Source organism: Bacillus tequilensis KCTC 13622, from assembly GCF_000507145.1.
GTDB classification, from domain to species: Bacteria; Bacillota; Bacilli; order Bacillales; family Bacillaceae; genus Bacillus; species Bacillus tequilensis.
Genome location: NZ_AYTO01000044.1, coordinates 1 through 14,318, shown reverse-complemented (window position 1 = coordinate 14,318; position 14,318 = coordinate 1). Strand labels below are relative to the sequence as shown.

The 14,318-nt window shown below is 46.1% G+C and carries 7 protein-coding genes; all 7 read right to left on the bottom strand.

Going from position 1 to position 14,318, the window contains the following annotated elements; all coding sequences use genetic code 11:
• Window positions 1–4: 4 nt before the first annotated feature.
• The gene (locus V756_RS0121320; RefSeq protein WP_024716453.1) at window positions 5–1,339 is read right to left on the bottom strand and encodes an acetyl-CoA carboxylase biotin carboxylase subunit; all 1,335 of its coding nucleotides are present in this window, start codon (window positions 1,337–1,339) and stop codon (window positions 5–7) included.
• A 9-nt stretch (window positions 1,340–1,348) separates the two neighbouring features.
• Entirely contained in the window at window positions 1,349–2,998 is a 1,650-nt protein-coding gene (locus V756_RS0121315; protein WP_024716452.1) for an AMP-binding protein, read from the bottom strand.
• A 42-nt stretch (window positions 2,999–3,040) separates the two neighbouring features.
• Entirely contained in the window at window positions 3,041–4,183 is a 1,143-nt protein-coding gene (locus V756_RS0121310; RefSeq protein WP_024716451.1) for an acyl-CoA dehydrogenase family protein, read from the bottom strand.
• A gap of 277 nt (window positions 4,184–4,460) precedes the next feature.
• Window positions 4,461–5,993, bottom strand: coding sequence for a glycoside hydrolase family 10-like protein (locus V756_RS0121305; protein WP_024716450.1), 1,533 nt, complete (start codon window positions 5,991–5,993; stop codon window positions 4,461–4,463).
• Window positions 5,994–6,145: 152 nt separating this feature from the next.
• Window positions 6,146–6,538 (bottom strand): DUF1360 domain-containing protein, encoded by a 393-nt coding sequence (locus V756_RS0121300; protein WP_024716449.1) that lies wholly within the window; start codon window positions 6,536–6,538, stop codon window positions 6,146–6,148.
• A gap of 107 nt (window positions 6,539–6,645) precedes the next feature.
• On the bottom strand, window positions 6,646–10,488 hold the full coding sequence (locus tag V756_RS0121295) for a non-ribosomal peptide synthetase (RefSeq protein ID WP_081719956.1): 3,843 nt from the start codon (window positions 10,486–10,488) through the stop codon (window positions 6,646–6,648).
• 7 nt (window positions 10,489–10,495) lie between these two features.
• The coding region (locus V756_RS0121290) for a non-ribosomal peptide synthetase (RefSeq protein ID WP_024716447.1) at window positions 10,496–14,318 on the bottom strand (3,823 nt) is incomplete at its 5' end.

Sequence of the window (14,318 nt, the reverse complement as noted above, 5' to 3'; positions counted from 1 at the left end):
TCCTTTATAAGTGTTGTTTCAAAAAGTCAGTCGTGATATCCCCTTCTTTAAATGCTTTTGTTTCTGCAGCCTGGATAAGAAGCGGAAGGTTTGTTTTGATGCCCTCTATCCGGTAGTCGCGGAGCGCTGTCTCCAGCTTTTCAATTGCTTCCGCTCTCGTTTGGCCTTTGACAATCATCTTGGCGATCATTGGATCATAAAAAGGGGTAACAGTGCTGTCTTTAGCCACTGCACATTCGTGCCTGACTCCCTTTTGGTTCGGAAGTGAAAACACAGTGATCGTACCTGGTGACGGGTAGAATGTCTTGGGATCTTCCGCGTATATTCGAACTTCGATCGCATGCCCGTTTCGTTTGATATCTTGCTGAGAGAATGCGAGTGTATAGCCCGCAGCTATCCGCAACTGCTGCTCAACTAAATCCAGCCCCGTTATTTCTTCAGTTACGGGGTGTTCAACTTGCAATCTCGTATTCATTTCGAGGAAATAAAAGTGTTGATTCGGATCTACTAAAAATTCGATGGTGCCTGCGTTCGTATAGCCGATCGCTTTTGCTGCTTTTACCGCCGTTTGCCCGAGCTTCATTCTGAGATCATCGTCTACAAATGGTGACGGCGCTTCTTCAATGACTTTTTGATGCCGCCTTTGAACAGAGCAATCGCGCTCAAACAGGTGTACTGTATGGCCGTACTGATCGGCCAAAAGCTGAACTTCAATGTGGCGGGCATGTTCAATGACTTTTTCGATATACATCGACCCGTCGCCGAAAAAATCTGCTGCGCGCTTTTTGTTCCCCTCGTACGCCTTTATCAATGCTTCCTCATTTTGAACAAGCTGCATACCGATGCCGCCTCCGCCCGCTGAGGCTTTCAGCATGACTGGATAGCCAATTTGGCTTGCAGTACGGCAGGCCGCCTGGATATCTCCGAGGGATTCAGAAACACCGGGAACGACAGGGACACCGGCCGCTTCCATTGCTTTTCGCGCTTCAATTTTGCTGCCCATCTTTGCGATGATACCGGGTGCAGGGCCGATAAACACAATGTTTTCTTGCTTGCAGCGTTCAGCGAACCGGCTGTTTTCTGATAATAACCCGTAGCCGGGATGGATGGCGTCGGCGTTTGCTTTTTTCGCCGTCTCTATGATTCTCTCTATATTTAAATAACTTTCACTGACTCTTGATTCTCCGATCAAATAAGCCTCTGTGGCCGCCTTTGTATGGGGTGCGTCCCTGTCTGCTTCTGAATAAACCGCGACCGTTTGGATACCGAGACGGCTACACGTTCGGATAATTCTCATTGCAATCTCTCCGCGGTTGGCGATCAGTACTTTTGTAAACATGACTTCACCTCATTGACATGATGATAAGTTGAACATTTCAATCGTTTTTTCACGCAGTTTATATTTTTGAATTTTGCCTGAAGCCGTCATCGGGTACTCGTCTGTAAAAATCACATAACGCGGAATTTTGTGGCGGGCGATTTTCCCTTTGCAATAGGCTTTAAGCTCTTCAGATGAAGCGGTTTTTCCGTCTTTCAGCTTAATCCAGGCAGCCGCCTCCTCCCCGAATTTGGCGTCAGGCACACCAACGACCTGTACATCTAAAATAGCGGGATGCCGGTATAAAAATTCTTCGATTTCCCGCGGATAAATGTTCTCACCGCCTCTGATGAGCAAGTCTTTTAATCTCCCGGTAATGCGGCAGTACCCCTCTTCATCCATGACAGCAAGGTCTCCGGTGTACAGCCATCCATCGGGATTGATTGCTTTTCTAGTCGCTTCTTCATCTTTATAATAGCCTTTCATGACATGGTATCCGCGGGTGCATAGCTCACCTTGCACGCCTCTTTGAACTTCTCGGCATGTCCCTGGTTCTACAATTTTTACTTCTGCATGAGGCAGGGCGCGGCCGGTTGTTTCGACCCTCCTGATGAACGAATCATTTGCCCTCGTTTGCGTAATGACCGGTGAGGCTTCGGTTTGTCCATAGGCGATCGTAATATCTTTCATGCCCATCCTTTCAATGACGGCTTTCATCACTTCTCTCGGACAAGGAGAGCCGGCCATGATGCCTGTTCGGAGCGTCGATAAATCATATGCATGAAAATCCGGATGATGCAGCTCTGAGATAAACATGGTCGGCACGCCGTGGAGCGCTGTGCATTTCTCTTTTTCGACGGTTTTAAGGACGGTAACGGGATCAAATTCTTGTACAGGTATCATGGCTGCTCCGACCGACACACACGCCAAAACCCCGAGCACGCATCCGAAGCAGTGAAAAAACGGAACCGGGATGCACATGCGGTCTTGAGAGGTTAATGCCATACATTCTGCGATATTGGCGGCGTTATTGATGACATTAAAATGGGTCAGCATGACTCCTTTAGGAAACCCCGTCGTCCCTGATGTATACTGCATGTTCATCACATCGTCTTTTTCAAGGCTGTTCATTCTCGCTTCCAGCTCAGCATCTGTCACTGTTTTCGCCAGTATCTCTGTATCGTTCCAATGATACATGCCGGGCACACGTTTTTCACCGATATAAATCAGCGTTTTTAAAAAGGGATATCGTTCTGATGTCAGCTGGCCGGGCTCTGCTTCTTGCAGCTCGGGAATGAGGTTCTTCAAGATGTTTGTGTAAGAAGTGCCGCGGTACGACTCCATGACAATAAGCGCGGCGGCATCTGATTGCTTCAGCAAGTAATCGAGCTCATGAGCTTGATAATTCGTATTGACGGTCACAAGCACGGCTCCGATTTTTGCGGTGGCAAACTGAACGGCAAGCCATTCGGGGATATTTGAAGCCCATATGGCGACATGATCTCCTTTTCTAATTCCCATCCGCATAAGTCCTTTAGCGGTTTGACGGCACAGGCTGTTAAATTGGGCGTACGTATAGCGGATATGTCTGTCTGGATAAACTACCGCTTCTTGATCAGGATAGGCTTCAGCGGTTTGTTCGAGCAGCCTGCCGATTGTGAAATGGATGAGTTCAGCCATACATTGTTCCTCCTTTCCAAGCGATCGGAAAGCGTTTGCATTTTATGTTAAAAGCTGTCTGGCGATCACAATACGCTGAATTTCAGATGTGCCTTCACCGATCTCCATTAATTTGGCGTCCCGCAGCATCCGTTCTACCCCATATTCTTTCATATAGCCTGAACCTCCATGGATTTGAATGGCTTGATTGCAAGCTCTTGTCGCCATTTCTGATGCGAACAGCTTGGCATACGCTGCTTCTTTTGTGAACGGGCGATGATGGTCTTTCAGCCAAGCGGCTTTTAACACCATTTGCCGTGCCAAGTCAATTTCCATCGCCATGTCGGCAAGCTTAAATTGAATCGCCTGAAAGGAAGAAATCGGCTGTCCGAACTGCTTTCGTTCTTTCGCATAGGCTAATGATGCTTCAAATGCCGCTTGAGCGATGCCGACTGCAAGCGCGGCGATGGAGATCCGTCCGCCGTCCAGCGTGTACAAAAACTGTTTAAACCCTTTTGTCGGATCGCCGAGTAAGTTGCCAGCAGGCACTCTGACATCCTCAAGCAAAATTTCCGCCGTATTTGAACCGCGGACGCCCATTTTATCGTACGAGCTCGTAATCGTAAGTCCGGGTGTGTCGGTTGGCACGATCAAAGCGGAGATGATGTTTTTTCCGTCTTTGTTTTTGCCTGTTACCGCGGTTACAATCACCGTTCGTGCATAGCTTGCATTCGTGATCCAGCATTTTTCGCCGTTGATGACATACTCGTCACCATTTGTTACCGCTTTTGTTTGAGTGCCTCCTGCATCTGAGCCGGCATTTGGTTCCGTCAGACCGAATGACCCGAGCGCTTTGCCAGAAGCCAGCGGAGTCAAATGCGCCCGCTTTTGATCTTCTGTTCCGAAATAATAAAGAGGACTTGCGCCGAGTGAGACCGCTGCTGCATAGCTTAATCCAGTACTGCCGCAGGCTTTGCCGATTTCTTCAACGGCTAAGGCATATGAAATCGTATCTCCTCCCGATCCGCCGTATTCTTCTGGAAATGGAATGCCCATCAGTCCGAGTTCACCCATTTTTTTAAATGTTTGAATCGGGAACTCGCCCGTTTGATCTACGTGTTCAGCGTGAGGAGCAATTTCTTTTTTCGCAAAATCCTTTACCATTTCACGCACCATTTGCTGTTCTTTTGTCAGCTCAAAATTCACGTAGTTTCCTCCTTCACATCTTTGTAACATCCTATTAGGCAAGTTCTGTAATCATTCCCTGACAAAAGAAATCTGAAAATTGAAATTAGTTCATTTTTTAGTGAAAATGAGTAAGCCATCCATAGAGCAAATGCAATGACTCGCCTTTTGGATCGTACGAGGAAGATAATGGGATGATTACAAAGGGAGATCGAGATTTTGACAGAGAAAGAACGAGAGGGTTCTTCAGCCGAAAAAAAGACGACTATAGAAAGCCGTCCTTCTCATTTCTCATTTCTTATTTTGTTGTTCGTTTGAAAGCCTTGCTTTCGTTATGAAGCCGATCTGCTGAAGTGAGATAATACGTGTACTTCTTGTTTGGGTCTGCCGTGTCATCTAAGTAGGTTTGCTGCTCATTTGTTTTTCTTGCGGTTGCCAGCAATGTTTTGTGCTTTTTCCCTTCGGCTCTGTATATCGCATAATAGGCTGTTTCTTTCGATTGTTGATTTGATGGGTGGTCTTGAATGTGCAGAAGATTGCCGTTTTTGTCTTTAGTCACTTTCGTAAGTTTTGGTTTTTTGGGGGCGGTACTGTCAAGCCAAGGCATTTCCGGAATGAGTGCCGGCTTGCTGTAAAGCTCGGTGGTGAGCCTGTCTTTGATGCCGAGCGGATTTTTGTTGAGGTCTTTAAGGCTGAAATGCATGCTTCCTTTTACAAGCGCAAGTTGACGGTTCAAGTTGATTTGTCGTACATATTCCTCGGGGTCAGACCATGGCGCGTCAAAATTGTTATTGATTTTATAAGCTGCCTGGCCAATATATAAATGGACCGGCTTATTTTTGACTTCATTGCTCCACCAATCAGCCAATACGTCGTACGCCGCTGCGTTGAAGCCGATGCTCCAATATATTTGCGGGGCGATATAATCAATGTCGCCTTGTTGAATCCAATGTCTCGTATCTGCGTATAGATCGTCATAATTTCTGACGCCTGCTTTCGTGTTTGATCCGGTCGGGTCATCTGCTGCGTTTCTCCATACGCCAAAGGGGCTGATGCCGAATTTGACATACGGTTTTGCGGCTTTAATCGTATCGTTGATTTGTTTGACCAGCTGGTTCACGTTATCCCGCCGCCAATCATCAATATTGGGAAAAGCGTCTTTTCCGTATTGTTCATACTGAGCTTGATCAGGAAATTCCTGTCCAGCTATTTTATAAGGGTAAAAATAATCGTCCATATGAACGGCATCGATATCATACTGTTTGACCACTTCTTCAATGCCTTTGACGATAAAATCTCTGGTTTCGGGAATGCCCGGATGATAATAAAGCTGCTTTCCGTATGCGGCAACCCAGTCTGGATGCTTTCTTGCCGGGTGATCTTCAGACAATTTATTGAGATCCGTATGATTCATCGTAATGCGGTAAGGATTAAACCATGCGTGAAACTCCAAATTTCGTTTATGGGTTTCTTCAATCATAAATTTAAGCGGGTCATAGCCCGGGTCTTTCCCTTGGACACCGGTTAAGTATTCGGACCAAGGTCCATAATCGGATGGATAAAAGGCGTCTGCAGTCGGTTTAATCTGAACAATAACGGCATTCATTCCCAGTGTCTGCACATCGTCCAGCAGCTTGATATACTCCGCCTTCTGTTCTTCGGCTGATAACCCCTTTTTTGACGGCCAATCAATGTTTAATACGGAAGCAATCCATACGGCTCTCAGTTCCCTGTCAGGCTGCGCATTGGCCATAAACGGAACGGAGATGACAAACGTCCCGATGATCAAGCTGACAAGGAAACGGACAATCGGCTTTTGTCGAACATTCATTCTATTTCTTCTCCCCCATTACATCGCTTTCACTATTCGTTATTACCGTATTCCCAGGGGGGAAAAGGGTGCTTAATGAAATTGAAGAAATTAGGATTTATGTGTATATCACCAGACAAACGAAAAAAGTCCTGAAGCATTTGTCCGCCGCTTTAGGACTTTTTATCATTTATCATAGTTTGCAGGCTCTTTAACACATCAATCAGTTTTACGCCGACCCCGACAGCTGTTTCAAGAATCGCTTGAGCTCCTGCGATGGCTAAAATAAAGATTACTGGAACTGCGATACGAGGCAAAAAGAGATAGCCCAGTCCGATCAAGATGGCACACCAAACGCCGGCACACCAATAGCAATTGAGCATATATCCAAAGTTAGAAGCCGGCACGCTTTTTTCGTTCACATGACCGTTTTGATCAACGATTTTTTTCTTTTTCATAAATGGTTTCCGGATAAATTCCGTGATTTTGTCAAATACAATTAAATGTGTCAGCCTGTAGCTGGCTAAAATCAGCATGATAAAAGTAAGCCAAGAGAAATGGTCCATAACAGCCTCCAACAAAAAGGATGATGTTATCATTCCCTCGTGTTCTATATCCATTCTTGATGTAAAAAGAAAGACGGACCGAGAATGCCTCTGTCCGCTAAATCGCTTTATCGTTTGTGCAGCAGTGCTTTATTTGAAGCGATCTTGTCTAAAATGCCGAGGATGATGTCAGCGTTTTTTTCAGCATATGTGCCTTCCAGCATGTCTTTATGAGCGCCAAAACCAGTGTATTCGCTGTAGTTTCCGTAAGCGGCACCTTTCCATTTCGTTAAGCCTGTATTCTCACTGGTTTCGGTTTGAATTCCAGCTTCAATGAAATGAATGTTCGCTTTGAGGTGCCCTTCATTCAGCAGCTGCGCCCAATATTCATGATAATTTCTTTTTTTCTTCATCACCTTTTCCCTGACCGCTTCAGGCAGGTATACTGCAGATTCGTCATTCACGGTATCGACAAGTAAAGGCCGCTCTTTTAGATAAGCGTCCACGATAATGAGGTCACTGACATCCAATCCTTTGCGCTCCATCGCCTGCGCCACTTCAAAGGCCAGGTTTCCGCCTGCGGAGTAGCCTAATAACACGTATGGGCCTTCTGGCTGTATGTCCGTGATGTAATTGACATATTGTTCAATGCGGTTGTCATGTTCAATAAAGTGAAATCCGTAGACAAATGCCTTGTCATTCAGCAATAAAGCAAGATCTTTGAAATAAATGCCAAATCCTGATATTGGCGGAAAGCAGAAAAGGTTTCGCTCGCCGTGCTGGTTCAGTTTGATCACATGCTGTTCATCTGCCGCTGTCAGCTGTTTAGAATAAAGTTTTTCAGCAAGCTGAGCGATTGTCGGATATTCGAATAAGAAATCAATCGGTATGTCTATTTGCTGCTGATGCTTCAATGTGTGTATGACTTGCAGCGCTTTTAGTGAATGTCCGCCAAGAGCAAAGAAGTCATCATCAATACTGATTGGGTTGACTCCGAGAACATGCTTCCAAATGTTCGCCAATTCTTCTTCAACCAAGTTTCTTGGCAGTGTAATGTCCTTCCGTTTGTCAGGTTTATTTTCTGGTATAGGAAGAGCGCTGCGGTCTATTTTTCCGTTTCCGGTAAGCGGCATCCGGTCTACACGCACCCAGTGCTGCGGGATCATATAGTCTGGAAGCACACGCGCCAAATCGGCACGTATCTCCTTTTCTGTTCGTTTATCATCGCCGACGTAGTGAGTGTACAGCTGTCCCTCTCCGTCAATTTCTCTCAATGTCACTGCCGCTTCCTGCACGCCTTCCACTTCTAATAGGCGCGCTTCAATTTCGGCAGGCTCAATTCGTTTTCCCCGGATTTTTACCTGCCTGTCAATCCTGCTGATGTATTCCAAGTTTCCATCGGGCAGCCAGCGCGCCAAATCACCAGTGCGATATATTCTTTCTCCAGACAAGTAAGGATGAGGAGAAAAAGCAGCCTTTGTCAGATCATCTCTGTTCAAATAGCCTTTTGCAACTCCATCGCCGCCGACACAAAGTTCGCCGGGAACGCCTATCGGCAAAAGACGGCCTTTTGCATCTAAGATCAAAGCGGTGCTATTGCTGATTGGTTTTCCGATTGGGATGGGTCCTGCATAGTCTCTTTCCATCTTAAAAAAGGTTGAAAATGTCGTGTTTTCCGTAGGCCCGTAAATATTATGAAGTGCCAAATCTGGACAGGCGTGTCTGACAGCATTCATAAGGGCAGGCGTGAGTGCTTCGCCTCCGACATATAACGTATGAAGACCGCGGAACATGTCTGGTTGTACCTGTGCCAGCTGATTAAAAAGAGCCGTAGTTAAAAATAGCACTGTGATGCCATTTTCAAGCAAATATACCCCAAACCGATCGGGTGACAGCAGTGTCGATTTATCAATGATATGAAGACTTGCACCATGTAAAAGTGCCCCGAACATATCAAAGGTGACGGCGTCAAAGCTGATAGATCCAGTCAGAATAAATCGGTCATCAACGGACACAGACGTGTAATTGCTGTTTTTGACAAGGGACACGACATTGCGATTGGTGATCATGACGCCTTTCGGCCGGCCTGTTGATCCTGAGGTATACATGATGTATGCAAGATCATCCGGGCTGGAGGTGATATTGATTGGGATATCATTCTCTTCCGTCAATGCCTGCGCATCTGAAATGATACATGTCCCTGAGAACGCAGCGTTTTGCTCCAGCCCCTTTTGAACAATCAGTATTTTTGCCTGCGTTTCCTCAAGCATAAAGCTGACACGTTCAGGCGGAAGCTCGGCATCAAGCGGGAGGTATGCTCCCCCTGCTTTTAAAACGGCAAGCACACTGATCATGAATTCGGCAGAATGAGCAGCCAATATGCCGGCTGTCTCGTTCTTCCGAAACCCTTTTTGATATAAAGCTCTGGCGAGTGAATTAGAGCGTTTATCAAGTTCTTCATATGAAAAAGTCAAATTCCCACACACAAGTGCGATATGGTCTGGCGTCTTTTCTGCTTGTTCACGAAATAAATCTATAATTGTATGATTCTTTGGATATTCTGTTTTTGTATTGTTGAACTGTGTGACAATCTGTTCTTTTTCTATAGCATCAAGAAAAGAAAAATCAGCAATTGGCGTATCAGGGTGATGGGCCGCTGTGCTTAGCGCTTGTGTAAATTGCCTTTTGATACTGCTGATCCAGGCAGCATCGTAAACGAATGCATTATAGCTGAATTTGATGATCAATTCTTCTCCGGGAGCAATGACAAGATTAAAGTGATATCCTGATTGCTCGGATACCTTCACTTGATCGATTTGCAGCGGTGATTCGGTTTGATCAGCGGGATCGGCGATTTTCTGCTGTATCGGATAGTTTTCAAAGACAATAATGTGATCAATCAGTTCCTGTTTTAAAGCGGTGTTTGCCTGAATATCAAATAAAGGTTGGCAGGTAAACGGCTCAGCTTCCAGCATTTCTTTCTGGCGTCGTCTGACCAGCTCCTGAAACGTTTCGCCTTGAAATGTTTTAATGCGAACCGGAATGGTATTGATAAACAATCCTATCATTTGTTCCACACCCGGAATTTCTGACGGTCTGCCTGAGACAACCGCGCCAAATACAACGTCGTCAGTGCGGTTATATTGCTGCAGCATCACACCCCAAACTGCCTGAATAAAGGTGGCAAGCGTGACGCCATGTTGTTTGGCAGTCTCTTTGAGCTTGTCTGTCAGTGGTTTATTTAATGAAAATATCAAATCTTCACGTTGATAACCCTCTTTTGTTTCTTCATCAGACACACGAGGCAGCGGTGACGGGGTGCTGTAGTTTTTTAAATATGAATCCCAGTACTCCGCCGCTGTTTCTTTGTCACGGTTTGTCAGCCAGGAAATATAGGTGCTGTACGGACGGACAGGGTCTAAAGAAAGCGGTTTTCCTGCATGAATCGATTGATAAATCCGCATAAATTCCTGAAGAACGATGCCAAGGCACCAGCCGTCCATTAAAATGTGATGGTGGCTCCAGATGCAAACATGTTCCTCTTCAGCTGTTTTGAATAGATAAATCCGCATCAGCATGTCTTTTTGCAAATCAAAGCCTTTTTGCTTGTCCTTCTCCTTAAAGCATTCAATATACTCATTTTGCCCGTTTGTTGGCAGATGGGAAATGTCTTCGCTGTACAAATGGAATTCGCGTTCTGTCATCACGACTTGCCGAGGTCCCGACAAATGCGGGACGTGCGGCAAAAACACGGTTCTGAAAATGTCATGGCGGTCGATGATGGTTTGAATGCTGCGCTGAAACCATTCATAACTGAGGCTCCCTTTAATGGTGAAGAGCGACTGCTCAACGTATGCCCCCTCCTCTTTACGGAGGAAGGAATGAAACAGCATTCCCTCCTGCATATGACTCAGAGGATAAATGTTCTTGATTTTTTTGATGTTATCCATAGTATCTGCACCTTTCTTCACGGATTCATTAGTGAAAACTGAGCATATCAGCAATCTCTTGCAGCGCGTCCTCGGTCAGTTCTTGATCATCAAAATCACTGATGGTCTTTTCTGTTTCGCTTTTGTTCTGGCAGTGTTCGATCAGCTGTAATAAAAATTGACGGCATGTTTCGCTAAGCTGTTCGATGGTTTTGCGCTGAAAGCGGGCATTGTCATAAGTCATATTGACAGACAGTTTTCCTTCTGCAACGATTGCGCTGATATCCAGCGACTGTTCACGGTTCCAGGTTGTGCTGATATCATCCCCGGCACCAAGGGGAGAGAATGAGAAGGTGTCCTCCTCAGGTGCTTCAGCTGGGCTGCCGCTTTCAAATTGCCCCAAATAATTGAAGCTGATTTCTGGCGCGCCTGTGAAATGGATGTCTTTTTTGTCAGGCGGTGTCAAATATTTGATGACACCGTAGCCAAACCCTTTGTCCGGTACACGTCTCAGTGTATCTTTTGTTGTTTTTAGCACATGAACGATGCCTTCTTCCGAATCTGGCAAGTCTGCGTTCAGTTTGACCAATAACGGATAAATGGCGGTAAACCATCCAACCGTACGGCTCACATCAACCCCGTCTAATACATCCTCTCGCCCGTGGCTTTCTAATGATAGCTTGAAGGCGGATTGATTGGTCCAATGGCGCAGCGCGAGAATGACAGAAGCGAGAAGCAAATCCTGAGTATCTGTGTTGTATGCGCTGTTGGCATCTTTTAAAAGCGCAGCTGTCTCTTTATCGTTTAATGTAAACGAAATGGTGGATCGTTTTCTCTCGTTTGCTATGGGTCCGTCGATGTGATCAAAAGGCAGTGCCTCTGTTTGATATTCTTCGGTTTCGCGCCAATACTTGAGCTGTTTTATAAGCTGCTGGCTTTCTGCATAGCCAGAAAGCTTTTTCGCGTACGCTTTAAACGAGCTTGTTTTAGGCGGCAGTTTGATATCCTCCCCGCCAGCAGCTTGGCGATACCCTAAAGACAAATCTTCAAGCAGAACCCGCCATGAGATGCCGTCAACGACGAAGTGATGAGCCGATAAAAATAAGAAATCACCGTCAGTTGTGCGGAAAAGACCGGCTTGCAGCAGCGGACCATTCTTCAAATCCATTTTCTGCTGAATATCACGTACATGGCGTTTGATAATAGGCTCATACGCTCTATTTCCGTTAGTGCCTTCTGGAGCTGATAAATCAATCATCTGAAGGCCATACAGTGCATCGTCCGAATGACTGATCGGCCGATTATATTGACCCCAATCTCCTTGTTCATTCTGTGAAAATACCATCCGCAGCGCATCATGATGACTTGTTATTGCTTTTAATGTTTTGCGCAGTGCGTCTTCTTGTATAGAGGTGCTCCGCTGCAGCATGACGGACTGATTAAAATGGTGTTTTTCTTTTATATCTTGAGAAAGAAACCATTTCTGAACAGGCGACCATTGCACGTCTCCCTCAATCGGAGCTTGGTCAATGACGCGCACGGCTTTTCGAACCCGAACGGACAGTTCACCAAGAGTCTGATGTTCAAACATCTCACGTACTGTCGTTTCGAATCCGCGCTGCTTCAGTCTGGCGCAAACTTGCAGCGCTTTAATAGAATCTCCGCCCAGCTCAAAGAAATTAGCGTTTACGCCCAGCTCATCCACATTAAGAAGCTCCTCCCAAATTTCTGCCACCACCTTTTCAATCTCGTTTCTTGGGCTGATATCATCTGCAGGATAAGCGTGTTTCTCGGGTTCAGGCAGGGCTTTCTGATCAAGCTTTCCATTAACAGTCAGCGGGATGCTTTCAATCTGTATCAAACGGGCCGGCAGCATAAAGTCAGGCAGCATGGTTTTTAGAGAAGCCCTGATATCTGATGGATTCGCGGCCTGTTGATCTTTTGTCACCATGTATGCATAAATAGCTGTTTGTTCTTGCTCATCTGCCCTTGTAATGACAGCTGCCTCTTTAATAATCGGATGCTGAAGAAGAGCCGCTTGGATTTCGCCCAACTCAATACGGTGCCCTCTGACTTTCACCTGATCATCAATGCGGCCTAAGTATTCCAGCTCGCCATTTGACAGGCGTTTCGCAAGGTCTCCCGTTCGGTATAATCTGTCCCCCGGGAGATACGGATTGGGTACAAAACGGTCAGCGGTCAGCTCAACTCTGTTGAGATATCCCCGTGCCACGCCTTCACCGCCTATATAAAGCTCCCCTGGAACTCCGATCGGCTGCAGGTTCATATGAGCATCCATCACATAAGCCTGCAGAGTTGAAAGAGGCCGTCCGATATTGCTTCTATTTGCGGCAATATCAGCTGCGGACAATTTTTTGAATGTGACATGTACCGTCGTTTCTGTAATACCGTACATATTGATCAAATCAGTATCAGGATATTTATCATTCCAGCTTTGAAGCATGCCGGGCTGTAAAGCTTCGCCGCCAAAAATGACGTATCGGATATTTAATCGATCCGAATGGTTTTGCTCTTCATGCATCAGGCCGTAAAAAGCTGTCGGGGTCTGATTGAGTACAGTGACGCGTTCTTTCTTTAACAATAATCGGAATGCCTGAGGGTCACGGGCTGTTTCCTTAGAGACCACAACGAGTGTACTTCCGTTCAATAACGCACCAAACATTTCCCATACAGAGAAATCAAAGCAATATGAATGAAAAAACGTCCAGACGTCTTCATGGCCAAATTCAAAAGGCAGATTTTGATGCTTTAAGAGACTGATTACATTGCGGTGCTCGACCATTACCCCTTTTGGGCGGCCCGTCGTTCCTGATGTATAAATGATATAGGCTAAATGATGAGCAGACGATACTTGCGGCAGCGGTGATTTGTCGTATGTCTCCGCGTTTTCGACGGTCAAGATCTCTCCTTCAAAATCATCATCAGCTCTCCAATCCGCTTCATTTACTGTCATCAGCAGTTTCGTTCCGCTATCGCTGAGAATATAGCGTTTCCGTTCCGATGGGTATTCAGGATCAATGGGAACGTAACAGCCGCCTGCTTTCCACACACCAAGTATTGCTGCTATCATGCTGAACGAACGAGGCATCATGATACCTACTGGTGTGTCCGGTTTAACACCTCTGCTGCGCAATGTGTGTGCGATTCCATTGGACCACTCGTCAAGCTCCTGATATGTGAGTGTTTTGTCTCCGATGACAAGTGCAGAGGCTTTTGGTGTTCGTGCAGCCTGCTGCTCAAACAATTGACTGATTGTTTGTTCTTCGTATTGATTTGCTTTCTTGATGTTAAACTCATTGAGCAGCTGGTTCCGCTCTTCTTGGGTCAGGATGTCGATACGGTTGAGTGTCACCTCTGGATTTTTTCCGATGATGCGAAGTACATTTGTCAAATGAGATGCCCAGCGTTCCATGGTGGTTTTCTCAAACAGTGCGGTTGAATATTCAAAAAGAAAATGAATGTTCCCGTCACCCTCAGATGCTTGTAGTGTCAAGTCGAATTTAGAAACGAGATGAGAAACTTCTGCCGGCTTCATTTGCAAATCATGCAGATGCAATGGCTCGTAATCATTATTTTGGACAACTAACATGGTATCAAATAGCGGGTTTCTGCTCATATCCCGCGTCACTCCAAGCTTATCGACAAGCTCTTCGAACGGATAATCCTGATGCTCATAGGCTTCCAATGCTGTGGCGCGCACTTCCTGCAAATACTGCACAAACGGCTTCCCGCCCTCCGGGCGTGTCCGCAGCGCCAGCGTGTTCACGAACATGCCGAGTATCGGCTCCAGATCCTTGTGCGGACGGCCGGCAATTGGCGAGCCGACGATGATATCCTCCTGTCCGCTTAAG

Bases quoted from the DNA above. Each gene is read 5' to 3' on its own strand.
- V756_RS0121315 (WP_024716452.1), bottom strand. From the start codon at position 2,998: ATGGCTGAACTCATCCATTTCACAATCGGCAGGCTGCTCGAACAAACC.
- V756_RS0121305 (WP_024716450.1), bottom strand. From the start codon at position 5,993: ATGAATGTTCGACAAAAGCCGATTGTCCGTTTCCTTGTCAGCTTGATC.
- V756_RS0121300 (WP_024716449.1), bottom strand. From the start codon at position 6,538: ATGGACCATTTCTCTTGGCTTACTTTTATCATGCTGATTTTAGCCAGC.
- V756_RS0121320 (WP_024716453.1), bottom strand. From the start codon at position 1,339: ATGTTTACAAAAGTACTGATCGCCAACCGCGGAGAGATTGCAATGAGA.